The sequence below is a fragment of the Escherichia sp. E4742 genome, from assembly GCF_005843885.1.
GTDB lineage: Bacteria > Pseudomonadota > Gammaproteobacteria > Enterobacterales > Enterobacteriaceae > Escherichia.
Map to the genome: position 1 here is coordinate 4,891,815 of NZ_CP040443.1, position 26,724 is coordinate 4,918,538.

At 48.9% G+C, this 26,724-nt stretch carries 30 protein-coding genes and 1 pseudogene; 17 read left to right on the forward strand and 14 right to left on the reverse strand.

Annotated elements, in window-relative coordinates; translation table 11 throughout:
- Positions 1-126 precede the first annotated feature (126 nt).
- The 4 genes and pseudogenes from FEM44_RS23810 to yeaK all read left to right on the forward strand — a co-directional run bounded on the left by FEM44_RS23810 (position 127) and on the right by yeaK (position 5,245).
- Positions 127-1,405 (forward strand): annotated as a pseudogene (locus tag FEM44_RS23810) (YeaH/YhbH family protein).
- 279 nt (positions 1,406-1,684) lie between these two features.
- Complete coding sequence (locus FEM44_RS23815) at positions 1,685-3,028, forward strand: sensor domain-containing diguanylate cyclase (protein ID WP_138159219.1); 1,344 nt, start codon at positions 1,685-1,687, stop codon at positions 3,026-3,028.
- Positions 3,029-3,208: 180 nt separating this feature from the next.
- A complete protein-coding gene (dgcJ, locus tag FEM44_RS23820) occupies positions 3,209-4,699 on the forward strand; it encodes a diguanylate cyclase DgcJ (protein WP_135522605.1) in 1,491 nt (496 codons plus the stop codon).
- Between the two features lie 42 nt (positions 4,700-4,741).
- Positions 4,742-5,245 carry a mischarged aminoacyl-tRNA deacylase gene (gene yeaK, locus FEM44_RS23825; RefSeq protein ID WP_130218791.1) on the forward strand — a complete coding sequence of 168 codons (504 nt, stop codon included), beginning with the start codon at positions 4,742-4,744 and terminating at the stop codon, positions 5,243-5,245.
- Here yeaK and yoaI read toward each other — a convergent pair whose 3' ends face one another.
- Entirely contained in the window at positions 5,246-5,350 is a 105-nt protein-coding gene (gene yoaI / locus FEM44_RS23830; protein WP_135522300.1) for a small membrane protein YoaI, read from the reverse strand.
- Between the two features lie 169 nt (positions 5,351-5,519).
- On the opposite strand from yoaI, the gene FEM44_RS23835 reads away from it, so the two are divergent.
- Positions 5,520-5,966, forward strand: coding sequence for a DUF441 domain-containing protein (locus FEM44_RS23835; RefSeq protein ID WP_130223473.1), 447 nt, complete (start codon positions 5,520-5,522; stop codon positions 5,964-5,966).
- 81 nt (positions 5,967-6,047) lie between these two features.
- The gene (locus tag FEM44_RS23840) at positions 6,048-6,395 is read left to right on the forward strand and encodes a DUF488 domain-containing protein (RefSeq protein WP_130257685.1); all 348 of its coding nucleotides are present in this window, start codon (positions 6,048-6,050) and stop codon (positions 6,393-6,395) included.
- Between the two features lie 21 nt (positions 6,396-6,416).
- Here FEM44_RS23840 and FEM44_RS23845 read toward each other — a convergent pair whose 3' ends face one another.
- A complete protein-coding gene (locus FEM44_RS23845; RefSeq protein WP_130223477.1) occupies positions 6,417-6,671 on the reverse strand; it encodes a putative hemolysin in 255 nt (84 codons plus the stop codon).
- A 183-nt stretch (positions 6,672-6,854) separates the two neighbouring features.
- On the opposite strand from FEM44_RS23845, the gene FEM44_RS23850 reads away from it, so the two are divergent.
- From FEM44_RS23850 to yoaJ, 3 genes are read left to right on the forward strand one after another with little or no spacing between them, the layout of a single operon-like run.
- Entirely contained in the window at positions 6,855-7,880 is a 1,026-nt protein-coding gene (locus FEM44_RS23850; protein WP_138159221.1) for a sensor domain-containing diguanylate cyclase, read from the forward strand.
- A 32-nt stretch (positions 7,881-7,912) separates the two neighbouring features.
- The gene (locus FEM44_RS23855; protein ID WP_001219350.1) at positions 7,913-8,011 is read left to right on the forward strand and encodes a YoaK family small membrane protein; all 99 of its coding nucleotides are present in this window, start codon (positions 7,913-7,915) and stop codon (positions 8,009-8,011) included.
- Positions 8,012-8,013: 2 nt separating this feature from the next.
- Positions 8,014-8,088: a protein YoaJ gene (gene yoaJ, locus FEM44_RS23860; protein ID WP_001386836.1), complete on the forward strand. Its 75-nt coding sequence runs from the start codon at positions 8,014-8,016 to the stop codon at positions 8,086-8,088.
- A gap of 57 nt (positions 8,089-8,145) precedes the next feature.
- Here yoaJ and FEM44_RS23865 read toward each other — a convergent pair whose 3' ends face one another.
- From FEM44_RS23865 to dmlR, 5 genes are all read right to left on the reverse strand, one after another.
- Positions 8,146-8,394 (reverse strand): GlsB/YeaQ/YmgE family stress response membrane protein, encoded by a 249-nt coding sequence (locus FEM44_RS23865; RefSeq protein ID WP_064529219.1) that lies wholly within the window; start codon positions 8,392-8,394, stop codon positions 8,146-8,148.
- A 148-nt stretch (positions 8,395-8,542) separates the two neighbouring features.
- Positions 8,543-8,725, reverse strand: a complete 183-nt coding sequence (locus FEM44_RS23870; RefSeq protein ID WP_064529220.1) for a DUF1869 domain-containing protein — start codon at positions 8,723-8,725, stop codon at positions 8,543-8,545.
- 3 nt (positions 8,726-8,728) lie between these two features.
- Positions 8,729-9,079 (reverse strand): DUF1971 domain-containing protein YeaR, encoded by a 351-nt coding sequence (yeaR, locus tag FEM44_RS23875; protein WP_240726816.1) that lies wholly within the window; start codon positions 9,077-9,079, stop codon positions 8,729-8,731.
- 181 nt (positions 9,080-9,260) lie between these two features.
- Entirely contained in the window at positions 9,261-9,899 is a 639-nt protein-coding gene (leuE, locus tag FEM44_RS23880; RefSeq protein ID WP_135522298.1) for a leucine efflux protein LeuE, read from the reverse strand.
- Positions 9,900-10,025: 126 nt separating this feature from the next.
- On the reverse strand, positions 10,026-10,949 hold the full coding sequence (dmlR, locus tag FEM44_RS23885) for a DNA-binding transcriptional regulator DmlR (protein WP_130257682.1): 924 nt from the start codon (positions 10,947-10,949) through the stop codon (positions 10,026-10,028).
- Between the two features lie 102 nt (positions 10,950-11,051).
- Here dmlR and dmlA point away from each other — a divergent pair, with 102 nt between their 5' ends.
- The 4 genes from dmlA (at position 11,052) to yeaX (ending at position 16,175) form a co-directional block, all read left to right on the forward strand.
- Positions 11,052-12,137, forward strand: coding sequence for a multifunctional D-malate/3-isopropylmalate/tartarate dehydrogenase (gene dmlA, locus FEM44_RS23890; protein ID WP_135522297.1), 1,086 nt, complete (start codon positions 11,052-11,054; stop codon positions 12,135-12,137).
- 250 nt (positions 12,138-12,387) lie between these two features.
- The gene (gene yeaV, locus FEM44_RS23895) at positions 12,388-13,998 is read left to right on the forward strand and encodes a BCCT family transporter YeaV (RefSeq protein WP_135522296.1); all 1,611 of its coding nucleotides are present in this window, start codon (positions 12,388-12,390) and stop codon (positions 13,996-13,998) included.
- A 31-nt stretch (positions 13,999-14,029) separates the two neighbouring features.
- Complete coding sequence (gene yeaW / locus FEM44_RS23900; protein ID WP_135522295.1) at positions 14,030-15,154, forward strand: carnitine monooxygenase, oxygenase subunit YeaW; 1,125 nt, start codon at positions 14,030-14,032, stop codon at positions 15,152-15,154.
- Between the two features lie 55 nt (positions 15,155-15,209).
- Complete coding sequence (gene yeaX, locus FEM44_RS23905) at positions 15,210-16,175, forward strand: carnitine monooxygenase reductase subunit YeaX (RefSeq protein ID WP_135522294.1); 966 nt, start codon at positions 15,210-15,212, stop codon at positions 16,173-16,175.
- 42 nt (positions 16,176-16,217) lie between these two features.
- On the opposite strand, the gene rnd is transcribed toward yeaX, so the two are convergent.
- The 5 genes from rnd to FEM44_RS23930 all read right to left on the reverse strand — a co-directional run bounded on the left by rnd (position 16,218) and on the right by FEM44_RS23930 (position 22,595).
- Positions 16,218-17,333: a ribonuclease D gene (gene rnd / locus FEM44_RS23910; RefSeq protein ID WP_135522604.1), complete on the reverse strand. Its 1,116-nt coding sequence runs from the start codon at positions 17,331-17,333 to the stop codon at positions 16,218-16,220.
- An 88-nt stretch (positions 17,334-17,421) separates the two neighbouring features.
- The gene (fadD, locus tag FEM44_RS23915) at positions 17,422-19,107 is read right to left on the reverse strand and encodes a long-chain-fatty-acid--CoA ligase FadD (protein ID WP_130259889.1); all 1,686 of its coding nucleotides are present in this window, start codon (positions 19,105-19,107) and stop codon (positions 17,422-17,424) included.
- Positions 19,108-19,311: 204 nt separating this feature from the next.
- Positions 19,312-19,893: a Slp family lipoprotein YeaY gene (gene yeaY, locus FEM44_RS23920; RefSeq protein ID WP_130218769.1), complete on the reverse strand. Its 582-nt coding sequence runs from the start codon at positions 19,891-19,893 to the stop codon at positions 19,312-19,314.
- Between the two features lie 38 nt (positions 19,894-19,931).
- Entirely contained in the window at positions 19,932-20,627 is a 696-nt protein-coding gene (gene tsaB / locus FEM44_RS23925; RefSeq protein WP_135522293.1) for a tRNA (adenosine(37)-N6)-threonylcarbamoyltransferase complex dimerization subunit type 1 TsaB, read from the reverse strand.
- 57 nt (positions 20,628-20,684) lie between these two features.
- Positions 20,685-22,595 (reverse strand): ATP-dependent DNA helicase, encoded by a 1,911-nt coding sequence (locus FEM44_RS23930; RefSeq protein WP_135522292.1) that lies wholly within the window; start codon positions 22,593-22,595, stop codon positions 20,685-20,687.
- Between the two features lie 131 nt (positions 22,596-22,726).
- On the opposite strand from FEM44_RS23930, the gene FEM44_RS23935 reads away from it, so the two are divergent.
- Together FEM44_RS23935 and FEM44_RS23940 are read left to right on the forward strand one after the other, a co-directional pair.
- Entirely contained in the window at positions 22,727-23,071 is a 345-nt protein-coding gene (locus FEM44_RS23935) for a RidA family protein (RefSeq protein ID WP_010376144.1), read from the forward strand.
- A gap of 453 nt (positions 23,072-23,524) precedes the next feature.
- Positions 23,525-23,824, forward strand: a complete 300-nt coding sequence (locus FEM44_RS23940) for a DUF1889 family protein (protein WP_064529232.1) — start codon at positions 23,525-23,527, stop codon at positions 23,822-23,824.
- Positions 23,825-23,913: 89 nt separating this feature from the next.
- Here FEM44_RS23940 and FEM44_RS23945 read toward each other — a convergent pair whose 3' ends face one another.
- Both FEM44_RS23945 and FEM44_RS23950 read right to left on the reverse strand, forming a co-directional pair.
- The gene (locus FEM44_RS23945; RefSeq protein ID WP_135522291.1) at positions 23,914-24,366 is read right to left on the reverse strand and encodes a pentapeptide repeat-containing protein; all 453 of its coding nucleotides are present in this window, start codon (positions 24,364-24,366) and stop codon (positions 23,914-23,916) included.
- A 6-nt stretch (positions 24,367-24,372) separates the two neighbouring features.
- Positions 24,373-24,552 carry a YoaH family protein gene (locus FEM44_RS23950; RefSeq protein ID WP_130218763.1) on the reverse strand — a complete coding sequence of 60 codons (180 nt, stop codon included), beginning with the start codon at positions 24,550-24,552 and terminating at the stop codon, positions 24,373-24,375.
- A 73-nt stretch (positions 24,553-24,625) separates the two neighbouring features.
- Between FEM44_RS23950 and pabB the strand changes: the two genes are divergently transcribed.
- Positions 24,626-25,987 (forward strand): aminodeoxychorismate synthase component 1, encoded by a 1,362-nt coding sequence (gene pabB / locus FEM44_RS23955; protein ID WP_135522290.1) that lies wholly within the window; start codon positions 24,626-24,628, stop codon positions 25,985-25,987.
- Positions 25,988-25,990: 3 nt separating this feature from the next.
- Positions 25,991-26,569 (forward strand): CoA pyrophosphatase, encoded by a 579-nt coding sequence (locus FEM44_RS23960; protein WP_064529235.1) that lies wholly within the window; start codon positions 25,991-25,993, stop codon positions 26,567-26,569.
- Positions 26,570-26,724 lie beyond the last annotated feature (155 nt).

Here is a 26,724-nt window from a genome sequence, read left to right on the forward strand (position 1 = left end):
CGTAAATCGTCTTAACAACAACGGCCCGGTGCGCATGCGCCGGGCCTACAACGACAGCGAACCGTGGGCCAGACAGGCGGCAACACAGGCGTAGCATACAGTTGGCAAATGCAGTACGGGGGGCATATGACCTGGTTTATTGACCGGCGTCTGAACGGCAAAAATAAAAGCATGGTGAATCGCCAGCGTTTTTACGCCGTTATAAAGCGCAAATTAAACAGTCGATCTCCGAGGCCATTAATAAGCGTTCGGTGACCGATGTCGACAGCGGCGAGTCCGTTTCCATTCCAACGGAAGATATCAGCGAACCAATGTTTCATCAGGGGCGTGGCGGCTTGCGCCATCGCGTTCATCCGGGCAACGACCATTTCGTACAGAACGACCGTATTGAGCGGCCTCAAGGCGGCGGCGGTGGTTCTGGTAGCGGTCAGGGCCAGGCCAGCCAGGACGGTGAAGGTCAGGATGAATTCGTCTTTCAGATTTCGAAAGATGAGTATCTCGATCTGCTGTTTGAAGATTTGGCCTTACCAAATCTGAAACAAAACCAGCAACGCCAGTTGACCGAATTTAAAACGCATCGTGCGGGTTATACCGCAAATGGCGTTCCGGCCAACATTAGCGTGGTACGTTCATTGCAAAATTCACTGGCACGACGTACCGCGATGACCGCGGGCAAGCGGCGGGAACTGCACGCGCTGGAAGAAGATTTAGCGATAATCAGCAATACTGAGCCTGCGCAACTGCTGGAAGAGGAACGCTTGCGCAAAGAAATTGCCGAACTGCGAGCTAAAATTGAACGTGTTCCTTTCATCGACACTTTCGATTTACGCTACAAAAATTACGAGAAACGGCCCGATCCCTCCAGCCAGGCAGTAATGTTCTGCCTGATGGACGTTTCTGGCTCGATGGATCAATCCACCAAAGATATGGCCAAACGTTTTTATATACTTCTGTATCTGTTCCTGAGCAGAACATACAAGAACGTGGAAGTCGTTTACATTCGCCATCATACCCAGGCAAAAGAAGTTGATGAACATGAGTTTTTCTACTCACAGGAAACGGGCGGCACCATTGTTTCCAGCGCACTGAAACTGATGGATGATGTGGTAAAAGATCGTTATAACCCGGCGCAGTGGAATATCTATGCTGCACAAGCATCGGACGGCGACAACTGGGCTGATGATTCTCCGCTGTGCCATGAGATTCTGGCGAAGAAATTACTGCCAGTTGTTCGTTATTACAGCTATATCGAAATTACCCGTCGTGCTCATCAGACATTGTGGCGAGAATATGAGCACCTGCAATCTACTTTCGAAAACTTTTGCGGCATATCCGCGATCAGGATGATATTTATCCGGTATTCCGTGAACTGTTTCATAAGCAAAACGCAACTGCTAAAGACTAGTACCATCAGCCAGGTCATTATTACCTGGCTGATTTTTAGCTTACTGTAAATTATTTAATTTATTACATACGTTAGCTTACAATTGCTTTAAATATAACACAGCACAACCTTTACACAATTTAGTTCCAGAAAACAATCATTCGGAAAAATGATTTGATTAACACGTATTTTCCCGGGGTTATTCTTTAATTATTTTTTAGCAATACCGAAAATTGATCATGATCAAAACCACATATCTCGACCATCAATAAAATCAGCACTCACACTGCTCTCCTTTTTATGATTTCTATGTGTACACAAAAGCTAAAAGCACAAAGCTTTTTTATTTTCAGTTTGCTACTGACATTGATTTTATTTTGCATCACCACCTTATATAACGAAAACACCAATGTAAAACTCATCCCGCAGATGAATTATCTGATGGTTGTTGTGGCTTTGTTTTTCCTTAACGCTGTCATTTTTCTATTCATGCTAATGAAATATTTCACTAACCGTGAAATTTTTCCAACACTCATTTTAAGCCTTGCTTTTTTAAGTGGTATTTTCTATTTAACTGAAACCATTGTCATTATTCATAAACCTATCAGTGACAGCACACTTATTCAGGCTAAATCAAATGATGTTTCCATATTATATCTGTTTCGCCAGCTAAGTTTCATTTGCTTAACAGCGTTAGCTCTCTTCTGTTATGACAGAAACAGTATTCTAACGAACAACAAGAAAAAAACCTGCATCCTGTTGTTGGCGCTGATACCTTTCATGTTGTTTCCCTTACTGGCACACAACCTGAGCAGTTATAATCCTGACTATTCCTTATACGTCGTAGATTACTGTCCGGATAACAATTCTGCGAGCTGGGGAATTAACTACACAAAAATTTTGGTTTGCCTGTGGGCATGTTTGCTGTTCTTTATTATCATGCGCACACGACTAGCAAGCGAACTTTGGCCGTCAATAGCGTTATTATGTCTGGCATCGCTCTGCTGTAACTTACTTCTGCTGACTCTGGATGAATATAACTACACCATCTGGTACATCAGTCGTGGCATTGAAGTTTCCAGCAAACTGTTTGTTGTAGCTTTTCTGATTTATAACATTTTTCAGGAGCTGCAACTCTCCAGCAAACTGGCGGTTCATGATGTGTTGACCAATATTTATAATCGCCGTTACTTTTTCAACAGCGTAGAATCATTATTGACGCAACCTGTTGTGAAGGATTTTTGTATCATGCTGGTAGATATTAACCAGTTCAAACGCATCAATGACCTATGGGGACATCATGTGGGTGATAAAGTGCTGGTTTCAATTGTCGATATTATCCAGCAAAGTATCCGCCCCGATGACATTTTAGCCCGTCTTGAGGGGGAAGTATTTGGTCTGCTATTTACCGAACTCAATGCTGCCCAGGCAAAAATCATTGCTGAACGCATACGTAAAAATGTCGAACTCCTGACCGGCTTTAGTAACAGGTATAATGTTCCTGAACCAATGACCATCAGTATTGGCAGTGTTTTTTCCACTGGCGATACGCGTAATATTTCGCTTGTCATGACAGAAGCAGATAAAGCCTTACGTGAAGCGAAAAGCGAGAGGGGCAACAAAGTGATTATTCATCGTCTTTAAGTGCAAAAATATTCACAGCCATGCATTTTGCGTGGCTTTTGCATACAATTAATTCCTGATACCACTAAATTTCTTCTCCCCAACGGCACAGAGATGAGTATAATTAGCGCCCCTGTGCCAGGCCGCAATCGAACTTTAACTGGTTTTCTCATTTCACTAACCGAAGGAGTGCCATTTATCATGAAATTGCACCATAGAATGCTCCGGCATTTTATCGCCGCAAGTGTCATTGTGCTGACATCTTCCTTCCTTATTTTTGAACTTGTCGCCAGCGACAGAGCGATGAGCGCCTACTTGCGCTATATCGTCCAGAAAGCGGATTCCTCCTTTCTCTATGATAAGTATCAAAATCAGAGTATTGCCGCACATGTCATGCGCGCACTTGCTGCTGAGCAGTCAGAGGTGTCGCCAGAACAGCGACGTGCTATCTGCGAGGCTTTTGAATCGGCCAATAATACTTATGGATTAAACCTGACGGCCCATACTTATTCTGGCTTACGCGGGACATTACAGAGCGCATCCGATGACTGTGACACAATTGTGGAAGCAGCGGCGCTATTACCCGCATTTGATCAAGCGGTGGAAGGTAACCGCCATCAAGATGATTATGGTTCCGGTCTTGGGATGGCCGAAGAGAAATTTCACTATTATCTCGATCTCAATGACCGCTATGTCTATTTTTATGAGCCGGTCAATGTTGAATACTTCGCCATGAATAACTGGTCGTTTTTGCAATCAGGAAGCATTGGCATTAACCGTAAAGATATTGAAAAGGTGTTTACCGGTCGCACCGTGTTATCGAGCATTTACCAGGATCAGCGTACCAAACAGAATGTGATGAGCTTGCTGACGCCGGTTTATCTCGCGGGTCAACTTAAAGGGATTGTGCTGCTGGATATCAATAAAAACAATCTGCGGAATATCTTTTACACTCATGACCGCCCTCTCCTCTGGCGTTTTCTCAATGTTACGCTTACCGATGTAGATTCGGGCCGAGAAATTATTATCAACCAGAGTGAAGACAATCTGTTTCAGTATGTCAGTTATGTCCATGACTTGCCTGGCGGAATTCGCGTCACATTATCCATTGATATTCTTTACTTTATTACATCTTCATGGAAAAGCGTTGTCTTCTGGCTGCTGACGGCACTGATATTACTGAATATGGTACGCATGCACTTCCGCTTGTACCAAAACGTGACTCGCGAAAATATTAGTGATGCGATGACCGGATTGTATAACCGCAAAATATTGACTCCTGAGTTGCAGCAACGCTTGCAACGCCTGGTTCAGGCAGGTTCTGCAGTCATGTTCATTGCTATTGACATGGACAAGTTAAAACAAATTAACGACACACTGGGTCATCAGGAAGGTGATTTAGCGATTACTTTATTAGCACAGGCGATTAAACAGTCGATTCGTAAAAGTGATTATGCTATCCGTCTCGGTGGTGATGAATTTTGCATCATCCTGGTCGATTCGACGCCACAAATTGCTGCGCAATTGCCTGAACGTATTGAAAAACGCCTGCAACACATCGCACCGCAGAAAGAGATCGGCTTCTCTTCCGGTATTTACGCGATGAAAGAAACCGATACGATCCATGATGCTTATAAAGCTTCCGATGAACGTCTGTATGTCAATAAACAGAACAAAAACAGCAGTTCATGATAATCTTCTGTGGTTGTTTAGTTATAAATCCAGGAGCGTGAAATGACTGAAGTGGCTAAAGGAAGCGTGACGCATCAGCGCTTAATCGCTTTATTATCACAAGAAGGCGCTAACTTCCGCATCGTCACCCACGAAGCTGTGGGCAAATGTGAAGCGGTGTCAGAAATTCGCGGCACCGCTTTGGGCCAGGGCGCCAAGGCGCTGGTGTGTAAAGTCAAAGGTAATGGCGTTAATCAACATGTATTAGCGATACTTCCTGCCGATCAACAGGCCGATCTGAGCCAACTCGCCAGTCACATTGGCGGGTTACGCGCCTCGCTTGCCAGCCCGGCAGAGGTCGATGAACTCACGGGCTGCGTTTTTGGCGCTATCCCGCCTTTCAGCTTTCACCCCAAACTCAAACTGGTCGCCGACCCTCTACTCTTCGAGCGATTCGATGAAATTGCCTTCAATGCGGGCATGCTGGATAAATCAGTTATTCTTAACACCGCAGATTATTTACGTATTGCGCAACCAGAGCTGGTCCATTTCCGCCGTACTGTATAACTAGCTGGTCCGTTCAAGTAGCAAAACTGACAGTACCAGCACAACCGCAATGGTAAAAAACGATGACGTGATAATCAGTGTCTCAATGAACATTTGATCGTTCATGGTTTTACCCCTGGAGATAACTGTTTTCACGTTATTGTTAGCGTACGTAAATGGCAGTTTGATGACAATTCTCCCTATTTTTTATGTAAAAAGGGTAATTAATGTCTGATTCCTGCCCTCAGCAAGCGTAAAGTACAGGGAGTAATTATTTTTTGGCAAGGAAACCACGATGTTTGATGTCACTTTGTTAATCCTCCTCGGATTAGCTGCGCTGGGCTTCATCAGCCACAACACCACTGTCGCCGTTTCAATTCTGGTGTTGATCATTGTCCGCGTCACACCGTTGAGCACCTTTTTCCCCTGGATTGAAAAACAAGGGTTGAGCATCGGGATAATTATTCTCACCATCGGTGTTATGGCCCCGATCGCCAGTGGGACGCTGCCCCCGTCAACACTTGTTCACTCGTTTCTGAACTGGAAATCATTAGTCGCGATTGCCGTAGGCGTCATTGTTTCCTGGCTTGGCGGACGCGGCGTCACGTTAATGGGTAGTCAACCACAACTGGTAGCCGGATTGCTGATGGGTACGGTTTTGGGCGTAGCGCTTTTTCGCGGTGTGCCCGTCGGCCCGCTTATTGCTGCTGGCCTGGTTTCGCTGATTATTGGTAAGCAGTAATTTTTGCCGCAGCCGCCATAAGCATAAAAACAAAGTGCTATAGTGGCGTGGCAATGTTGCGTGAAAGGGAGAACAAACACGATGAATATTCAGTGTAAACGCGTCTATGATGCGGCTGAACAAGGCGATGGTTATCGCGTACTGGTCGATCGTCTCTGGCCGCGTGGTATCAAGAAAACAGATTTAGCACTTGATGAATGGGACAAAACCATCACGCCTTCAACAGAACTACGTAAAGCCTTTCACGGCGAAGTGATCGATTTTGAAACCTTTCGCGAACAATATCTTGCAGAACTGGCGCAGCATGAGCAAGAAGGGAAACGACTGGCGGATATTGCCCGCCAGCAGACACTAACCCTACTCTATTCGGCAAAAAATACCACGCAAAACCATGCACTGGTGCTGGCCGATTGGCTACGCAGTTTGTGATTCCAGCCCGGCATCCGGTTGTTATTTTCTATCAGCCGGATGATCCCTCCGCCATAATGCCCATTCATCAATCGTTTCACCGCCCGGTAGTTTGCAATTGTTGCTAACCCCTTGCGCTGTTTGTACCGGAATGAGCGCACCTCCCTTTTGCTGGCAGTAGACCGATGCAGGATTAGCCATTCCAACATGTGGCGGTTTAGGCGCATCGGGTTGAGAGGCGGTTGAACACCCCGCCAGGACTAGCAGGCAAGGCAGAGCAAAACGGATAATTTTCATATAGTGATCTCACTCGTTTATCTACACTTTAGAGTATCGCGGTATCGTTATGTTTTGCAGCACTATTTCTTTTACATTCATTCAAAATACATTACGTCTGGTTTCATCTTCGTTGATGATGTTTTATCATGCCTGCAAAGATTAAATAATCAGCATTTACCCGCCGTATCCTGGAGTTGTTTCGTGTCAGATCAGATTATCGCCCGCGTCTCGCAATCCCTTGCCAAAGAACAGTCACTGGAAAGTCTGGTCCGACAACTTCTGGAGATGCTAGAAATGGTTACCGACATGGAGTCGACGTATCTGACAAAAGTGGATATTGACGCGCGCCTGCAACACATTTTGTATGCCCGTAATAGCCAGAAAATGCACATCCCGGAGAATTTTACCGTTTCCTGGGATCACTCATTGTGCAAACGCGCAATTGATGAGAACTGTTTTTTCAGCGATGAAGTCCCTGACCGTTGGGGCGACTGCATTGCGGCACGCAATCTTGGGATCACGACATTTCTGAGCACGCCGATTCACTTACCGGATGGCTCATTCTACGGCACGCTTTGCGCCGCCAGCAGCGAGAAACGCCCGTGGAGCGAACGCGCAGAGCAAGTTTTGCAGTTATTCGCCGGGCTTATTACACAATACATCCAAAAAGAGGCGCTGGTTGAGCAATTGCGTGAAGCTAATGCGGCGTTGATTGCGCAATCCTATACTGACTCTTTGACGGGACTGCCGAACCGAAGGGCAATTTTTGATAATCTGACGACACTTTTTTCTCTCGCGCGGCATCTGAAGCGTAAAGCAATTATTGCCTTTATCGATCTGGATAACTTCAAATTAATCAATGACCGTTTTGGTCATAATAGTGGCGATCTGTTTCTCATTCAGGTTGGCCAGCGCCTTAATACACTACATCAGAATAGCGAGATTATTGGTCGTCTCGGCGGTGATGAATTTTTGGTCGCTTCGCTGGCCAATGAAAATGCCGATATCCCGTCATTGCGTGAGCGTATTCAGCAGCAAATACGCGGTGAATATCACTTAGGTGATGTTGACTTGTTTTATCCTGGCGCCAGCCTTGGCATTATTGAAGTGGATCCTGAAACAACCGATGCCGACAGCGCCCTGCATGCCGCCGATATTGCAATGTACCAGGAGAAAAAACACAAAGAGAAAAAACCTTTTGTCGCGCATTCAGCTCTGGATTCCTGAGGCGTATTCACATCCTTTTGATTGGTGATAACATGCGAATCGGTATTATTTTCCCTGTCGTAATCTTTATTACGGCAGTCGTATTTTTAGCGTGGTTTTTTATTGGCGGCTATGCTGCCCCGGGAGCATAAAGATGAAAAAAACAACGATTATTATGATGGGTGTTGCGATTATTGTCGTCCTCGGTACCGAGCTAGGGTGGTGGTAACACCACCTGTAAAAATAGCAAAGGCTGCGAAAAAGCAGCCTTTGTTTTATTTCAGCGTTAGCTTTTGACTTTTCTGTAGATAAACAGCACGACAAGCGCACCGATCACCGCAACCACGAAGCTGCCAAAGTTGAAGCCATCGACTTTACCAAAACCAAACAGTGTACTGATCCATCCGCCGACCACGGCGCCGACAATCCCCAACAGGATAGTCATGAAGAATCCACCACCATCTTTACCTGGCATAATCCACTTAGCCAGAATACCAGCAATAAGCCCAAAAATAATCCATGACAGAATGCCCATTTTATCCTTCCTTATCTGTTTTGTATTAGCGAGTTGGTCGCTAATAAAAAGCATAGCACAACATCAAAGAAGTAAAAATTGTGATGAGCATCACGCATATTTTTTTTGCGATGGCGCATAAAATGGCGAATTTTTCTATCAGGTAAAATTACCAGCCACAAACATCATGTTCGTTTTCTGTGTCATAAGAGCGCACCGTGTTAACAAGATCTTTTAACACTTCCGCCGCAACTTCTGGCACCAGCAATGTCATCGGTGTCTCTGTTTCGTAATCAACAGAGACACCATTACTGTTATTAGTGACGGTTACGGTATACGTTGCTTTGCCCATAATTCATCTCCCGGTATGAATGACTTTCCGTTGTTTTGCGCCTTCCATCAGGACTTCAGGGGCAACGAAGAAGTCGATGTTGAAATAAGTATCGTCAGTCATGGCTTCAATGTTGTGCCATTTTTCCGGCGGGAACACCGCAAATTGCCCCGCTTCGATAAGGATCACCTGATCAGGTTCTGCGCTGTGTTCATCAGCATAGCCGAGATATTTGACCGCCCCATGCATAACGGACAATCGAGGGTAAACCCCGGGACGAGTTCCTTTATCAAGATGACGTTCGAATATTCCGGCAGGTGCGGTTTGTTTATTCCAGAAAGGTGTTGAGCGTGTATGAATGTAATTCTGTGGGATTTGTAGCATCCTTCTCCCTCCTTCGGTAAATGCGCTGAAAACCGTTTATTCCAGCCGTTTCAGGGTACGCCTGATAATTTGCATTTTAAATACCATTTATTGGTTACTTTTTAGCACTGTGCCAACGTCCAGGCGCGGTAGCGTTCAGGAGGGAAGCCCGCGGCATCGCGGGCGGAAAGCATTAAGATTGCAGCGTCGCCAGTCGCGCGGCAAAACCGACAAACATCAAACCAATCAGAGAGTTGCCTAGTTTTGCCAGTTTCTTTTTAGTGCGAATGTACTGCGTGACAAAGGCGCCGGAAATAATCAGGAAGCTCAAATAACAGAAGCTGACTATCTCAAGTGTCATCGCCAGAATAAAGAACGAAATACCCGTATGTGGCGCATTAACGTCGATAAATTGCACGAAAAATGACACGTAGAATAAAATAGCTTTCGGGTTCGTCAGGCTCAATATTAAGGCGCGCTTGAAAATAGCGCCATATTGCGGTTCATCCGATTTGGCCTCGCTATTGCTGCCCTTCAGGGTGGCGTAAAGAATTTTACCCCCAAGATAGAGCAAATAAAACGCGCCAAGATAACGTACGATGTTGAATAATATCGGTGTGGTCTTAATCAACGTTGCCACACCTGCCCACGCCAGAAACATTAATACCGCATCACCAATAAATACGCCGCATGCTGCAAGATAACCACCTTTCACTCCACTGCTGACGCTATTTTTAAGCACAAACAAAGTATTCGGCCCAGGCACCAGCACGATAAAAATGGCCCCAACCAGATAGGTCCAGTAATTCAGAACCCCATATTCAGCGAACACGTTAACCTCTTTAATTTTCTTTGGGAAATGCGCGATTAAAGGTGAATATGCTAACCAATCTGTAGTGGCTTAGAAAGGAGAAAATCAGGTTTTAACCTGATAATGACCCGATGATTGAATCATTAATCAGGCGTGGTCCAGTGAAAAATTCGGGTAGTGCTCGGCAAAATACTGGCGTAAAAACTCTACCGTTATCCGCACCTTCGCTGATGTTGCCAGCCTGGATACATACACCGCCCAGACATTCGCGGGCTGATAATACTCCGGTAGTACCTGCACCAAATGGCCACTGGCAATATTTTCGCTGACATCCCACCAGGAGCGCAGCGCAATACCCTGACCATCGAGACACCATTGATGCACTATTTCTCCATGATTAGACGATAGCGGGCCGGTGACTTTAATGGCGTGGTTTCCTTCTTTATTGCGCAATTGCCAGACGCCAAATGGATGATCGCGCTCTTTTATAACCAGACAAGGTAACGCTGAAAGGTCCGTGAAATGTTTCGGCGCACCATGTTGTGCAATAAATTCCGGCGACGCGCAGAGGATACGGTAATTGGTCGCCAGTTTGCGGGCGATTAAGTTAGGTGCGATGTCATCACCAATACGAATATCGAGATCGACGCCTTCATTAACCAGGTCGACCAGTCTGTCTTCCACGTCAAAGCGTAATTCCAGTTGCGGATAAGCCTTTGCCAGCGCCGATAATGCCGGAGCAACAACTCGCCGTCCAAACCCAAAACTACTGATAACACGCAACATCCCTTGTGGCACGAGGCGCACGTCGGAGAGTTCATCCATCATCTGCCCGACATCCTGCAATATGCGCTGCGCCCACTCATAAATCCGCTCACCTTCTTCGGTGATCGTCACGCGACGCGTGGTGCGGTGTAATAACACCACGTTCAGCGTTTGTTCCAGTAAGGCGATACGCTTGCTAACGAAAGCCGGAGAAACACCCATTTCTTCTGCTACAGCAGCAAAACCAGCCCGGCGAGCCACCAGCATAAAGACGCGCAAATCGTTCAGCAGCGGTAAATTATTCATGATTCGTGTTTTATGTTTCACCAGTTGCGGGGATTAATTCCTTTTCAGTCAATTATAGGATGAGGGTATTGTCAATTTTGATGGTCAGGAAGTGAGAACCCAATGATGAAAACGTTTCGGATCGCTGCAATACCCGGGGATGGAATCGGCAAAGAAGTCCTTCCTGAAGGGATTCGTGTGTTACAGGCTGCCGCTGAACGCTGGGGCTTCGCCTTAAGCTTTGAGCAGATGGAGTGGGCAAGTTGCGAATATTACAGCCATCACGGCAAAATGATGCCGGACGATTGGCATGAACAACTCAGCAGTTTCGACGCTATCTACTTTGGTGCTGTCGGCTGGCCGGATACCGTTCCGGACCATATTTCGTTATGGGGATCGCTGCTGAAATTTCGCCGTGAATTTGACCAATACGTTAACCTGCGTCCGGTCCGCCTCTTTCCTGGCGTACCTTGCCCACTGGCGGGGAAACAACCTGGCGATATCGATTTTTACGTAGTGCGCGAGAACACGGAAGGCGAATACTCGTCTCTGGGTGGACGGCTAAACGAAGGAACGGAGCATGAGGTTGTCATCCAGGAATCGGTATTTACCCGCCGTGGCGTCGACCGCATTTTGCGTTATGCTTTTGAGCTGGCACAAAGCCGCCCACGTAAGACGCTAACTTCTGCCACCAAATCTAACGGTTTAGCTATCAGCATGCCGTACTGGGACGAACGCGTGGAAGCAATGGCAGAAAATTACCCGGCGATCCACTGGGACAAGCAGCATATTGATATTCTCTGCGCGCGCTTTGTGATGCAACCAGAACGTTTTGACGTGGTGGTGGCATCCAATTTGTTTGGCGATATCCTTTCCGATCTTGGCCCGGCCTGCACCGGCACCATTGGCATTGCCCCATCCGCCAACCTGAATCCGGAACGTACTTTTCCGTCGCTCTTCGAGCCTGTCCACGGTTCCGCGCCGGATATCTACGGGAAAAATATTGCTAACCCTATCGCCACGATTTGGGCCGGTGCAATGATGCTCGATTTCCTCGGCAATGGCGATGAGCGTTTCCAGCAAGCGCATAACGGTATTCTGGCAGCGATTGAAGAAGTGATTGCTCACGGGCCGAAAACACCCGATATGAAAGGCAATGCCACCACACCACAGGTTGCCGACGCGATTTGCAAAATTATTTTGCGTTAAGGTCAAACCAGTTTATTTGAACCGCGTCACTGACGCGGTTTTTTTATTCATTCTCTTCAGTAAATAACCTGCGTCATTTCACCTTTTATTGTTTCCGTTTCGTGTTTTATGGCTTTCCGTATTCTTAATTGTTTAATTTATGTAACATGCAAATAATCAATTTGTTAAACACAACATGCAATTCATTACCCTGCACATAATTACAACTGGCAAAAGCCAGAGACGGGCTTTTATGCCCAGGAGATGACTCATGATGAGCAATGTTAAGAAAAAAGACGTGCCGCTGATAAGCATCAGCCTGGTGGCCATTCTTTTCATCGCAGCTGCATTAAGCCTTTTTCCACAACAATCGGCCGACGCGGCCAACGCCATATACACTTTTGTCACGCGTACGTTAGGTTCCGCCGTACAGGTATTGGTTTTGCTGGCAATGGGACTGGTGATTTATTTAGCCACCAGTAAATACGGCAATATTCGTCTTGGCGAAGGAAAACCGGAATACAGCACGCTCTCCTGGCTGTTTATGTTTATTTGTGCCGGTTTAGGTTCTTCTACGCTTTATTGGGGGATTGCTGAGTGGGCCTATTATTATCAAACGCCTGGTTTAAATATCGCGCCGCGTTCACAACAGGCACTCGAATTTAGCGTTCCCTACTCCTTCTTCCATTGGGGCATCAGCGCCTGGGCAACTTATACGCTGGCCTCATTAATCATGGCTTACCACTTCCATGTGCGGAAAAATAAGGGGCTGAGTCTTTCCGGCATTATTGCCGCCATTACCGGCGTTCGCCCGCAAGGTCCGTGGGGAAAGCTGGTTGATTTGATGTTCCTGATCGCCACTGTCGGTGCACTGACTATTTCCCTGGTCGTCACCGCCGCAACTTTTACTCGTGGTCTTTCCGCGCTGACTGGTTTACCGGATAACTTCACCGTACAGGCTTTTGTTATCCTGCTTTCCGGCGGCATTTTTTGCCTTAGCTCGTGGATTGGTATCAACAACGGTTTGCAACGTCTGAGCAAAATGGTCGGCTGGGGCGCCTTCCTGCTGCCATTGCTGGTTCTGATTGTCGGCCCAACCGAATTTATTACCAACAGCATCATCAATGCCATCGGCCTGACCACGCAAAACTTCCTGCAAATGAGCTTATTTACCGATCCGCTTGGCGATGGTTCATTTACCCGCAACTGGACCGTTTTCTACTGGCTGTGGTGGATCTCATACACGCCCGGCGTGGCAATGTTTGTCACCCGCGTATCGCGCGGTCGTAAGATTAAAGAAGTTATCTGGGGACTGATCCTCGGCAGCACCGTTGGTTGCTGGTTCTTCTTCGGTGTAATGGAAAGCTATGCCATTCATCAGTTTATCAATGGCGTAATCAACGTCCCACAGGTGCTGGAAACACTGGGCGGTGAAACTGCCGTTCAACAAGTTCTGATGTCCTTGCCAGCAGGTAAATTGTTCCTCGCCGCATACCTGGGCGTGATGATTATTTTCCTTGCCTCGCATATGGATGCGGTGGCCTACACCATGGCGGCGACCAGTACGCGAAATCTCCAGGAAGGTGACGATCCTGACCGTGGGCTGCGTCTTTTCTGGTGCGTGGTGATCACACTGATCCCGCTTTCAATTCTGTTCACCGGCGCGTCGCTGGAAACGATGAAAACCACCGTCGTGCTCACAGCCCTTCCCTTCCTCGTCATTTTACTGGTGAAAGTCGGCGGATTTCTTCGCTGGCTGAAACAGGATTACGCCGACATTCCGGCTCATCAAGTTGAACATTATCTCCCGCAGACACCGGTTGAAGCCCCGGAAAAAACGCCAGTGCTCTCTGCGGGAACCGTATTCAAAGGCGACAACTGAGCGCCATCATCCTAACGATAAAGGTATCCCTATGAGCAATCTGAGCCCTGACTTTGTACTACCCGAAAATTTTTGCGCTAACCCGCAAGAGGCGTGGACCATTCCTGCCCGTTTTTATACCGATCAGAGCGCCTTTGAACACGAAAAAGAGAACGTCTTCGCTAAAAGCTGGATTTGCGTCGCCCACAGTAGCGAACTGGCGAATGCTAATGATTACGTGACGCGTGAGATCATTGGCGAAAGCATCGTGCTGGTACGCGGTCGTGATAAGGTTTTGCGCGCGTTCTATAACGTTTGTCCGCACCGTGGTCATCAGTTGTTGAGCGGTGAAGGAAAAGCAAAAAATGTGATTACCTGCCCGTATCACGCATGGGCATTTAAACTCGATGGCAACCTGGCCCATGCGCGTAACTGCGAAAACGTCGCCAATTTCGACAGCGACAAAGCGCAACTGGTCCCGGTGCGTCTGGAAGAGTATGCCGGATTCGTCTTCATCAACATGGACCCCAACGCCACCAGCGTTGAAGATCAGTTACCCGGTCTGGGAGAGAAAGTACTGGAAGCCTGCCCGGAAGTCCACGACCTGAAACTGGCGGCCCGCTTTACCACCCGCACGCCTGCCAACTGGAAGAACATTGTCGATAACTATCTCGAGTGCTATCACTGTGGTCCGGCGCATCCAGGTTTCTCCGACTCCGTTCAGGTTGATCGTTACTGGCACACCATGCACGGTAACTGGACGCTGCAATACGGTTTCGCCAAACCGTCTGAACAGTCGTTTAAATTTGAAGAAGGTACGGATGCGGCATTCCACGGTTTCTGGCTGTGGCCGTGCACTATGCTGAACGTCACGCCGATCAAAGGGATGATGACGGTCATTTATGAATTCCCGGTGGATTCTGAAACTACCTTGCAAAACTACGATATTTACTTCACCAATGAAGAGTTAACCGACGAACAAAAATCGCTGATTGAGTGGTATCGCGATGTGTTCCGTCCGGAGGATTTACGTCTGGTTGAAAGCGTACAGAAAGGGCTGAAATCGCGTGGCTATCGTGGTCAGGGGCGCATCATGGCCGACAGTAGTGGTAGCGGAATTTCCGAACACGGTATCGCCCATTTCCATAATCTGCTGGCGCAGGTGTTTAAGGACTAATGACATCGGCGGCGGTATTTTCCGCCGCCGGGCTGATTTTTGATGGAGTACAGCAATGTCAGACTATCAAATGTTTGAAGTACAGGTGAGCCAAGTTGAACCGCTTACCGAACAGGTGAAACGCTTCACGCTGGTGTCAACCGATGGCAAACCGCTGCCTGCGTTTACTGGCGGAAGTCACGTCATTGTGCAGATGTGCGATGTTGATAACCAGTACAGCAATGCGTATTCACTGCTGAGTTCGCCGCTCGATACAACTCATTATCAGATTGCCGTTCGACTGGAAGAAAACTCGCGCGGTGGTTCGCGCTTTTTGCATCAGCAGGTGAAAGCAGGCGATCGATTGACCATTTCGACGCCTAATAATCTGTTTGCGCTAATTCCCTCGGCCAGAAAGCATCTGTTTATCGCGGGCGGTATTGGTATCACCCCTTTCCTGTCGCACATGGCAGAGTTGCAACACAGCGACGTCGACTGGCAGCTACATTACTGCTCGCGAAATCCAGAAAGCTGCGCATTTCGTGATGAGCTAGTCCAACATCCGCAGGCTGAGAAAATCCATTTTCATCACTCATCGACCGGAACGCGACTTGAATTAGCGCGATTATTGGCGGATATCGAACCTGGCACACACGTTTATACCTGTGGCCCCGAGGCGCTAAATGAAGCGGTAAGAAGTGAAGCTGCACGTCTGGACATCGCCGCCGATACGCTGCACTTTGAGCAGTTTGCTATTGAAGACAAAACCGGCGATGCGTTTACACTGGTGCTCGCCCGTTCCGGTAAAGAGTTTGTGGTGCCGGAAGAGATGACTATTTTGCAGGTTATTGAAAATAATAAAGCAGCGAAAGTGGAATGTTTATGTCGTGAAGGGGTATGCGGGACCTGCGAAACGGCGATTCTGGAAGGTGAAGCTGACCATCGGGACCAGTATTTTAGCGATGAAGAACGCGCCAGCCAGCAAAGTATGTTGATCTGTTGTTCACGCGCGAAGAGTAAACGCCTGGTGTTGGATTTGTAGTTTGTCTGAAGCCGGACGCACCCTGTCCGGCTCAGGAAGGTTTTACTGCGGATATTTCTGCAATAAATTGTGCAATGCTTCTGCCATCAGCTCACCGCGCCAGCCGGAAATCAGCTCGGGCAAATTGTTCTGCGGCTTCAGTTTCCAGTGCCAGTTCAGCAGTTGGTTGATTTGCCGACGCGATGCCAGCAATTCGGCGCTGATCTTGTGCGTTTCGCTCACGTCAGTAATCAGCGACTTAATCGCTTTAAACGCCTTGCGATAACCGGGCATGTCCATCAGGTTTGACATTGGCTGCGGTAACGCCTCTTCCGGTATTGCCTGCGCTTTCTCCACCAGCGCAAGCAGCGTTTTTCCGTGGAAGCGGATTTCGCTACCGGATAAACCCAGACTGTCCAGCTCGCCCAGACTCCCCGGCATATAACGCGCAACCGACCACAAATGCTCTTCACGCACGACAAAGTTCACCGCCAGATCGCGCTCCCGCGCCTTGCGCAGGCGCCAGTCGGCTAACAGTTGCAGACAGGCCAGTTGGCGTGTACGTAATTGCCAGGCATTGGTGATATCACGCCATGCATCTTCCGGCGCAACGACTTCCTGACGACGCATTTGCATCAGGCGGCATTCATCCAGCGCCGCAGGTAACCAGCCAGAGGCTTCCGTTTCTACCATTAGCTTTGCGGTGATCGGTAACAAATACCAGACGTCCGCTGCCGCGTATTCGCATTGACGTTCGGTTAGCGGTCTTGCCAACCAGTCGGTGCGCGATTCGCTCTTGTCGAGCGTAACGCCGGTGTACTCTTCCACCATGGAAGCAAATCCCCACGACATCGGGCGTCCGCAGAAAGCAGCGAGGATTTGCGTGTCAATCAGGGGTTGGGGTAACTCGCCAAAGACATTGAGGAACACTTCCAGATCCTCACTGCCCGCATGGAGAAACTTGGTGATGGACGGATCGCGCAGGATCGCTTTCAGCGGTGACCAGTCGGTGATCCCGAGTGGATCGATTAGCGCCAGATGCTCGCCATCAAAAAGTTGAATCAGCCCCAGTTGCGGGTAATAGGTGCGCGTACGAACAAATTCAGTATCCAGGGCTATTGCCGGAAAGGCACGGACGGCTTCACACAAAGAAGCCAGCGCATCGTCCGTGGTAATCATTTGGTAATTCAAATTGTATTCTCTTTAGTGGGCGTCAAAAAAAACGCCGGATTAACCGGCGTCTGACGACTGACGACTGACTTAACGCTCAGGCTTTATTGTCCACTTTGCCGCGCGCTTCGTCACGTAATTCTCGTCGCAAAATTTTTCCGACGTTAGATTTCGGTAACTCATCACGAAACTCCACCAGCTTCGGTACTTTGTAGCCCGTGAGCTGACGGCGACAAAAGGTCACCAGTGACTCTTCGGTAAGCGATGGATCTTTTTTCACTACGAAGATTTTCACCGCTTCACCACTGGAGCCGGAAGGTACGCCAACAGCCGCGACTTCCTGTACGCCAGGGTGCTGCATGACGACATCTTCAATCTCGTTAGGATAAACGTTAAAACCGGAAACCAGAATCATGTCTTTTTTGCGGTCGACAATACGCAGGAATCCTTCTTCATCCATCACCGCGATGTCGCCAGTGTGTAACCAGCCATTTTTGATGATCTCATCGGTAGCATCCGGACGTTGCCAGTACCCCAGCATCACCTGCGGCCCTTTGACACAAAGCTCCCCCGGTTGACCCGGTGGCACTTCGTTATCGTCGTCATCCACCAGTTTGGCTTCCGTCGATGGCACCGGCAAACCAATGCTACCGCTGTGATAATCAATATCATACGGGTTAACGCTCACCAGTGGCGCACACTCGGTTAAGCCATAACCTTCCAGCAGATATTGTCCGGTCAGTTTCACCCAACGTTCTGCCACCACTTGCTGAACGGGCATTCCGCCGCCTGCGGACAGATGCAAACTGGAGAAATCCAGCTGCTGGAACTCTTTATTGTTCAGCAACGCATTGAACAAGGTGTTTACGCCGGTGATAGCGGTAAACGGATATTTCGCCAGCTCTTTCACCAGCCCCGGAATATCACGTGGGTTAGTAATAAGCAGGTTCTGCCCGCCGAGTTCAATAAACAGCAGGCAGTTAATGGTTAGTGCAAAAATGTGATACAGCGGCAGCGCCGTCACCACTAGCTCTTTACCCGGATGCAGCAGCGGCCCATAGGTGGCGTTAACCTGTTCCAGATTCGCCAGCATATTGCGGTGAGTGAGCATAGCGCCTTTCGCCACACCAGTGGTGCCGCCAGTGTATTGCAGGAAGGCTAAATCTTCCGGCACCAGTTCAGGTTTGACGTACTGCATCCGGTAGCCATTATGCAGGGCGCTGCGAAATGAAATGGCATCTGGCAGATGGTATTTCGGCACCAGACGTTTGATGTATTTAACAACGAAGTTGACTACCGTGCCTTTTGCCGTGGAAAGCTGATCGCCCATACGGGTCAGGATAACGTGCTGAACTGCAGTTTTATCGACCACCTTTTCCAGGGTGTGAGCAAAGTTGGACACAATGACAATCGCCGATGCGCCGCTGTCATTGAGCTGATGCTCAAGCTCGCGCGGGGTATACAACGGGTTGACGTTTACGACAATCATCCCGGCGCGCAAAATGCCGAACAGCGCCACTGGATATTGCAATAAGTTAGGCATCATCAGCGCAACGCGATCGCCCTTTTTAAGCCCCAGCCCTTGTTGCAAATAAGCGGCAAACGCGCGACTGCGTTCTTCCAGCTTGCGGAAGGTCATTACCTCCCCCATATTCATAAACGCGGGCTGATCGGCGTAGCGCGTGACCGACTGCTCAAACATATCTACCAGAGATTGATAACGGTCAGGGTTGATCTCCGTCGGAACGTCCGCGGGATAACGGTTAAGCCAAACCTTCTTCAATTCTTCACCTCTAAAATGCGTGTTCGTCGTCATCGCAACCCCAAGTGATAAACATGCTGTTAACATAATATTAACTCATCTTACCAGCTTGATAATTACCCAACGAAAAGGTTGCGAAGCGCGTCACTATTTATTTTTATCTTTACTGTAAGAATGCAGAAACAGCGGACCAGCCGCTGTTTCTTTTTCTTTAAAAACAAGCAATTATTCAGTTACAACTGTTTGTACTCTCGCGGGACCAGGATTATACCAGCCCCATCCGCCGTAGCCATAGGGCCAGCCTCGCCCACCATAAAACCAGGGATCAATCGGCTGTGGCGGCATAATCACCTGCTGGGTTAAATGCCAACGTTTGTAACCCGTTGCCTGCATTACCATAAATTTATATGGCGTGTTGCCGATTTTACCGTCAACCGTACCGGTGATTGGCCCGACAACTGTCACCAGCTGGCCTCGGAAATCGACCGGATCAAGAAAACCATTCACATCGGCATAAATGCGCCCACGCGACGGTTCTCCCAGCGTCGGCCTTGCTCCGCTGTCGAGTGGTACAGTGGCAATTTCCAGGCGGGTTTTCCCTTGCTGGTTTTGCACCGCAACCACTTTACCGCCAAATCGCGCTTCCTGACCAACGTACAGCTGCGGCGCATTCATCACCCGAACTAAATCTTGTTGCGGCGTTGGGCTACTGCCTTTAATGGCGTCCGGCACAGTGACACAACCGCTCAGTATTAGCGCAAACGTACCTGCCAGTATGCCTTTGATAACATTGTTTTGAACCGCCATGATGCGACTCCTTTTTTCTCAGGGCATACTCTTAAGATTCATTCTTTGCCCGGAAGTTTCTTCCACGCGACGTTGTTACGCAAATAAACCGGCTCGGCATGTTCCACCGCCACCGTTTTACCCTCGGCAAACATCTGACAAGCAATGGGCAGCATATCTTCTGCAGCGGGCAGTAACACTTCGCCATCGCGCAAAACCAGCCCGCTTTCTTTACCGAGATCCGGCCAGGCTTGCCAGCCTGTACCCACGGTCGCCCATTCACCGGAAAGCTGTTGCATCCGTTCATGAACGCGTTCTGGTTTGAGTACGGCTTCGGTTTCTTCACCGTGCCAGACACCGTTTTCATCACGCTGATATTCGGCCCAGTAAACTTCGCCCATTCGCGCGTCAATGGCTGCCAGTACGCGAGTTGCGCCGTTTTTGCGCCACGCCCCTTGCGCCATTGTCATTAGCGTGGAGACGCCAATCATCGGGAGCTCCGCACCAAGTGCCAGTCCTTGCGCGATGCCAATACCGATGCGCACGCCGGTGAAACTACCGGGGCCGCGCCCGTAAGCCAGAGCGTTAATGTCAGTCAGGGAGGTTCCGCTGGCGGTCAGGATATCCTGCACCATCGGTAAGATTCGTTGAGTATGTTCACGAGGGCAAAGCTCGAAATGAGCATTGACAGTACCGTCGTTCCACAGGGCGACAGAGCAGGCCTCTGTCGCGGTATCGATAGCCAGAATTCGCATGGGTCTTCGTGCTTAGATCAATAAAAAGGCGCGCATCATACCATACTCCATCACAAATTACCTGGAGGATGGTATCGCAAGGAAACGAACCGCTCGGGCAATATCACGGGTACGCGGCGCGGGCGGCAGGCTGGCAAGGAAAGTGGCGCCATAAGGGCGCATCACCAGCCGATTGTCGCAAATCACCAGCACGCCGCGATCGTCTGCGTCGCGAATCAGTCGCCCTACTCCCTGTTTGAGAGTAATGACGGCATCTGGTAGTTGCACTTCATCGAACGGGTCGCCACCGCGCAAACGGCAATCTTCCATGCGCGCTTTTAACAGCGGGTCATCCGGCGAGGTAAACGGCAACTTGTCGATAATCACCAATGACAATGTATCGCCACGCACGTCCACCCCTTCCCAGAAACTACTGGTTGCCACAAGAAGCGCGTTACCGGCACTGACAAATTGCTGCAACAGTTGCCCTTTGCTGGTTTCCCCCTGCAACAATACGGGAAGCGTCATGGTAGCGCGGAACTGCTCAGCCAGATCGCGCATCATGGCGTGCGAGGTACAAAGCATAAAGCAACGACCGTTGTTAGCTTCGATGATCGGTCGCAGCATTGCCGCTAACTGGCGAGCAGAACCTGGCTGGTTGGTTTGCGGCAGATTGCGCGGCACACAGAGTAACGCCTGGCGGCTGTAATCAAAGGGGCTGGGCAACAGCAACGATTCAGCCTGTTCGATACCAAGCCGCGAAGTGAAATGATGCAGATCGTCATTCACCGACAGCGTTGCCGAGGTAAAGATCCAGCTTCCGGGCTTTTGCTCCATTAACTCTTTGAATTTATCCGCCACGCTTAACGGCGTCAGCGCCAGGGTAAAATGGCGTGATGTACATTCGTACCAGTAGCTATAGCCCGGCTGATTGATCTCTTTTAGCCGTTTCAGTCGTGTGCGATATAACGTGGCGCGTTCAAATGCCGCATCCAGCAAGGCGGAGCGTCCCAGCGACAGTTTCGCCACGTCATAACAAAGTTCAAGGGTGTCATCGAGCAGTAAAAACGCTCGCTGAATTTGCGGATTGGCTAACAGTTCGCGCAGGTTGCCACGATAGCCCGGCTCGCCGAGTTGCAGGCGAAAATCCTGCGCGCTCTGGGCAAGACGGTCAGCGCACTTTTGTAACTGTTGGGTATCTTTTAATTCGGTGCGGTAGGCAATGGTAATATCTTTCGCTAAATCAAGTAATTGTCGACTGGAAAGCGACTGACCGAAGTACTGGCTGGCAATATCCGGCAATTGGTGGGCTTCGTCGAAGATCATGACGTCTGCTTCCGGGATCAGTTCGCCAAATCCGCTCTCTTTCACCACCATATCTGCCAGAAACAGATGATGGTTTACCACCACCACATCGGCGTCCATCGCTTTTTTGCGCGCTTTGACCACAAAGCAATCTTTATACATCGGGCAGTCGCTGCCGAGACAATTATCGTTGGTGCTGGTGACCAACGGCCACGCCTGCGAATCTTCCGCCACGCTAACGCAGGTGCTGATATCGCCATCTACCGTCTGATTTGACCAGGAACGCAGCAGGATCACATCGCTTAAGGTTTGTACTGGCAAATCTCCACCCGCCAGCGCCTGCTGTTCAAGTCGTTCGAGGCAGAGGTAGTTTGAGCGCCCTTTCAGCAACGCCATGTTGCCCGTGTATTTCAACGCCTTTGCCACCGTCGGCAAATCGCGGCTGTAGAGCTGATCCTGCAACGCTTTTGAGCCCGTCGAGATAATGACTTTCTTTTTCGCCCGCAGCGCAGGGGCAAGGTAAGCATAGGTTTTGCCTGTACCGGTTCCCGCTTCCACCACCAGCGGCTGGCTTTTTTCTATCGCCTGGGTCACAGCGACTGCCATCTGTCGCTGTGGTTCACGCGGCTTAAAACCAGGTATCGCTTTCGCCAGTTGACCGTCTGGTGCAAAATCGTCCGTCACACTACCCCCTGTTGATTTGAACAGGGATTATGTCAGGCCAGGCTGGTTTTCGCCAGTTGAAGTGGTGACGGCAGCCTCACATTGTGGCAGTCTTTGCAGCACAAAAATGGAAAGTTAATGAGGACATAATGATGACTATCGTTCGTATCGACGCTGAAGCCCGCTGGTCTGATGTGGTGATCCACAACAACACGCTCTACTACACTGGCGTACCAGAAAACCTTGATGCTGATGCTTTTGAACAAACCGCCAACACGCTGGCGCAAATTGACGCCGTGCTGGAAAAACAAGGCAGCAATAAATCGAGCATTCTGGATGCCACCATTTTCCTTGCCGATAAAAACGACTTTGCGGCAATGAATAAAGCATGGGATGCCTGGGTTGTAGCGGGTCACGCGCCGGTGCGCTGCACGGTGCAGGCGGGGCTGATGAATCCGCAGTACAAGGTTGAAATTAAGATTATCGCTGCGGTTTAATTCCAGAAAAAGAATTCTATCACGGCAAAAGCCACACAATAATTTATCGAAAACACTGGCCGATTTTGAATTAAATGGCCAGTGTTTAAGCGCTGATTTTAGATGGGTAATGCCCCTTCAGGTTATTTATTCTTTATTTTTATTGATTCATCGTTATTTATTCACAACTGATATTAATCAGCAAAATCAAATCATTATGCTAACTCTCTGAATTAACCTACTCTGGTTTTCTTCCTGCTACCTTTCTTGCCTGAAAACCCTGGCTGAAGCGATTCGATTTACAGTTAATTTGCGGTACATCACTACATAAACGGCCATGACCTGCTACCTTTAAAATACCTGAATGTCAATAGGTTAACTAATGAGATATCATTATAATCCCTTTGATATTGGACGCAATTTAAGGTCATATATAGCCTTATTGTTCACATGGTTAATTTTAAGGAAAAGAATATGCCTGCAGTAATAGATAAAGCTCTGGATTTTATTGGTGCCATGGATGTATCAGCATCAACGCCAAGTTCTATGAATGAAAGTACGGCGAAGGGAATATTTAAATATTTGCATGATCTGGGTGTACCCGCGAGTGTCGCCGATATTACTGCACGAGCCGACCAGGAAGGTTGGAATCCTGGATTCACGGAAAAAATGGTGGGATGGGCAAAAAAAATGGAGTCTGGTGAACGTATTGTGATTAAAAACCCAGAATACTTTTCGTCATACATGCAAGAAGAACTCAAAGCACTGGTATGAGTTAATTCTCTATCAGCAAAAATTGATCAGGACGCTTTTGTTGACCACATAAAAGCGTCTTTTTCTTGCCATCATAAACTCCGCCGAATTCACTCAACCAACACAGCTCCGTAAATCTTTGGATCAAATTCTGCAGGCCAGACGGTTCGTTTGTCATAATGCGCCCCGTTAAAACAGACATTCTGAAGATCTGTCCCTGCGAAATTAGCGCCTCTTAAATCGGCAGCGGTAAAATCTGCCCCACAAAGTCGTGCGTGGCTAAAATCAGCAGCAATAGGTCGTGACTGAGCAAAATTACAATTCGTCAGATCGGCGTGGTTTAACCAGGCACACATCAGGGCAGATCTCGAAAGGTTCCCCCCAATAAGGGAAGTTTTGATAAAACTGATATTACGCAGATGCGCATCATTAAACCGTGCACCATCCATGCACATGCCGTCGAAAACGGCACGATGTAAATTCATGCCAGAAAAATCCCAGCCGATGAGGCTATCCGTATCAAGATACAGGACGTCATCCGTGACGAAATCGATACGGATCATTTTGTGTTACTCGTCTTCATCCTCAAAACGCGCCACTATTTGCTCGCCGGTATGGTTGGCGCGCAGCTCTTCTGCCACCAGCGCGATTGCCTGACCGCTGCTCATCCCCTGTGCCATCAGTTCCTGAATACGCTCAACGGCTTTTTGCTGCTGTTCATGGGTGAGTGAAGGTAAACCTGCAAACATTGTTAACTCCTGCTAAATTGTTGGCGCTAATTATTTCATGCTACCCGGCACATAGCCAGTAGAGTCAGGACTGATGAAGACGTTATCTCCCGCTGTGATTACTTTACCCTGGCGTCAGGACGCCGCTGAATTTTATTTTGCCCGCTTAAGCCACCTGCCATGGGCGATGTTGTTGCACTCCGGCTACGCCGACCATCCGCATAGTCGCTTTGATATTGTGGTGGCTGACCCCGTTTGCACTTTAACCACTCACGATAATGAAACCCGGGTATGTGAAGGAGAAATCCGCACAACGACCACTGACGATCCGCTCAAAGTGCTCCAACAGGCACTGGACCGTGCAAACATTCACCCGTCGCATAGCAATAATTTGCCATTTCAGGGCGGTGCGCTTGGGCTGTTTGGCTACGATCTGGGACGTCGGTTTGAGTCGCTGCCAGAAATTGCGCAACGAGATCTCGACTTGCCTGACATGGCGGTTGGTATCTACGACTGGGCGCTAATCGTCGACCACCAGCATCAGCGTATTTCGCTACTCAGCCATGGTGATGTCAATGCTCGTCTGGCGTGGCTGGACAGCCAGCAAATAGCACCACAGCAAGATTTCAAGTTAACATCCGCCTGGCAATCCAATATGAACCGCGAGCAGTATGGCGAGAAATTTCGCCAGGTGCAGGAATATCTGCACAGCGGCGATTGCTATCAGGTGAATCTCGCCCAGCGTTTTCACGCGACCTATTCTGGCGATGAATGGCAGGCGTTCGTTCAGCTTAATCAGGCAAACCGCGCACCGTTCAGTGCCTTCCTGCGTCTGGAACAAGGTGTGATTTTAAGCCTTTCACCAGAACGGTTTATTCTTTGTGATGGTGGTGAGATCCAGACCCGCCCGATTAAAGGCACGCTCCCACGCTTGTCCGATCCTCAGGAAGATAGCAAACAAGCTGAAAAACTGGCGAACTCACCGAAAGATCGCGCCGAAAACCTGATGATTGTCGATTTAATGCGCAATGACATCGGCCGAGTTGCCGTACCAGGTTCAGTAAAAGTGCCTGAACTGTTTGTGGTAGAGCCCTTCCCTGCCGTGCATCATCTGGTCAGCACCATAACGGCACGCTTGCCAGAGCAGTTGCATGCCAGCGATCTGCTGCGCGCTGCTTTTCCTGGTGGTTCAATCACCGGCGCGCCGAAAGTGCGGGCAATGGAGATTATTGATGAACTGGAACCGCAGCGACGCAATGCCTGGTGCGGCAGCATTGGCTATTTAAGCTTCTGCGGCAATATGGATACCAGCATCACCATCCGCACGCTGACGGCGGTTAACGGGCAGATTTACTGTTCAGCTGGTGGCGGCATCGTTGCTGATAGCCAGGAAGAAGCGGAATATCAGGAAACTTTTGATAAAGTTAATCGTATCCTGAAGCAACTGGAGAAGTAAGACGTGGAATACCGTGGCCTGACGCTTGATGATTTTTTATCGCGATTTCAACTATTGCGTCCGCAAATTAACCGGGAAACCTTAAATCATCGTCAGGCTGCCGTGTTAATCCCCATTGTCCGCCGACCGCAGCCGGGCTTGCTGCTGACTCAGCGTTCCATTCATCTGCGCAAACATGCTGGACAAGTCGCATTCCCTGGAGGTGCGGTCGATGACACGGACGCGTCAGTTATCGCCGCTGCGCTGCGTGAAGCCGAAGAAGAGGTCGCCATACCGCCTTCAGCCGTTGAGGTTATCGGCGTGTTACCCCCTGTCGATAGCGTAACGGGCTACCAGGTCACTCCCGTGGTCGGCATTATCCCACCTGATTTACCGTATCGCGCCAGTGAAGATGAAGTCTCCGCAGTATTTGAAATGCCGCTTGCCCAGGCGTTACATTTGGGCCGTTATCATCCTTTGGATATCTACCGTCGTGGCGATTCGCATCGGGTATGGCTTTCCTGGTACGAACAGTATTTTGTATGGGGAATGACCGCAGGCATAATTCGTGAACTGGCGCTACAAATTGGTGTGAAACCCTGACTATACTTATCTTTACATCTACAAAACACTACTTGAGACAATCATCGCAATATTAGTTAAATCGCGGTTTTTGATTAGTTTAATTCATGTGAATAGTTAAGCCTGTCGCCGCGTTCCCTCTTACACTATGCGCTGTTATTAGTTCGTTACTGGAA

Coding starts and splice junctions, on each gene's coding strand:
- dmlR (WP_130257682.1), bottom strand. CDS start 10,949: ATGAATAATTTACCGCTGCTGAACGATTTGCGCGTCTTTATGCTGGTG.
- yoaI (WP_135522300.1), bottom strand. CDS start 5,350: ATGAACGATCAAATGTTCATTGAGACACTGATTATCACGTCATCGTTT.
- FEM44_RS23845 (WP_130223477.1), bottom strand. CDS start 6,671: ATGAAAATTATCCGTTTTGCTCTGCCTTGCCTGCTAGTCCTGGCGGGG.
- yeaK (WP_130218791.1), top strand. CDS start 4,742: ATGACTGAAGTGGCTAAAGGAAGCGTGACGCATCAGCGCTTAATCGCT.
- FEM44_RS23950 (WP_130218763.1), bottom strand. CDS start 24,552: ATGTTTGCAGGTTTACCTTCACTCACCCATGAACAGCAGCAAAAAGCC.
- yeaW (WP_135522295.1), top strand. CDS start 14,030: ATGAGCAATCTGAGCCCTGACTTTGTACTACCCGAAAATTTTTGCGCT.
- pabB (WP_135522290.1), top strand. CDS start 24,626: ATGAAGACGTTATCTCCCGCTGTGATTACTTTACCCTGGCGTCAGGAC.
- FEM44_RS23865 (WP_064529219.1), bottom strand. CDS start 8,394: ATGGGCATTCTGTCATGGATTATTTTTGGGCTTATTGCTGGTATTCTG.
- yeaX (WP_135522294.1), top strand. CDS start 15,210: ATGTCAGACTATCAAATGTTTGAAGTACAGGTGAGCCAAGTTGAACCG.
- FEM44_RS23840 (WP_130257685.1), top strand. CDS start 6,048: ATGAATATTCAGTGTAAACGCGTCTATGATGCGGCTGAACAAGGCGAT.
- dmlA (WP_135522297.1), top strand. CDS start 11,052: ATGATGAAAACGTTTCGGATCGCTGCAATACCCGGGGATGGAATCGGC.
- FEM44_RS23855 (WP_001219350.1), top strand. CDS start 7,913: ATGCGAATCGGTATTATTTTCCCTGTCGTAATCTTTATTACGGCAGTC.
- FEM44_RS23935 (WP_010376144.1), top strand. CDS start 22,727: ATGACTATCGTTCGTATCGACGCTGAAGCCCGCTGGTCTGATGTGGTG.
- FEM44_RS23815 (WP_138159219.1), top strand. CDS start 1,685: ATGATTTCTATGTGTACACAAAAGCTAAAAGCACAAAGCTTTTTTATT.
- FEM44_RS23835 (WP_130223473.1), top strand. CDS start 5,520: ATGTTTGATGTCACTTTGTTAATCCTCCTCGGATTAGCTGCGCTGGGC.
- tsaB (WP_135522293.1), bottom strand. CDS start 20,627: ATGCGAATTCTGGCTATCGATACCGCGACAGAGGCCTGCTCTGTCGCC.
- FEM44_RS23945 (WP_135522291.1), bottom strand. CDS start 24,366: ATGATCCGTATCGATTTCGTCACGGATGACGTCCTGTATCTTGATACG.
- rnd (WP_135522604.1), bottom strand. CDS start 17,333: ATGATTACCACGGACGATGCGCTGGCTTCTTTGTGTGAAGCCGTCCGT.
- FEM44_RS23870 (WP_064529220.1), bottom strand. CDS start 8,725: ATGGGCAAAGCAACGTATACCGTAACCGTCACTAATAACAGTAATGGT.
- yeaY (WP_130218769.1), bottom strand. CDS start 19,893: ATGGCGGTTCAAAACAATGTTATCAAAGGCATACTGGCAGGTACGTTT.
- dgcJ (WP_135522605.1), top strand. CDS start 3,209: ATGAAATTGCACCATAGAATGCTCCGGCATTTTATCGCCGCAAGTGTC.
- FEM44_RS23940 (WP_064529232.1), top strand. CDS start 23,525: ATGCCTGCAGTAATAGATAAAGCTCTGGATTTTATTGGTGCCATGGAT.
- yeaV (WP_135522296.1), top strand. CDS start 12,388: ATGATGAGCAATGTTAAGAAAAAAGACGTGCCGCTGATAAGCATCAGC.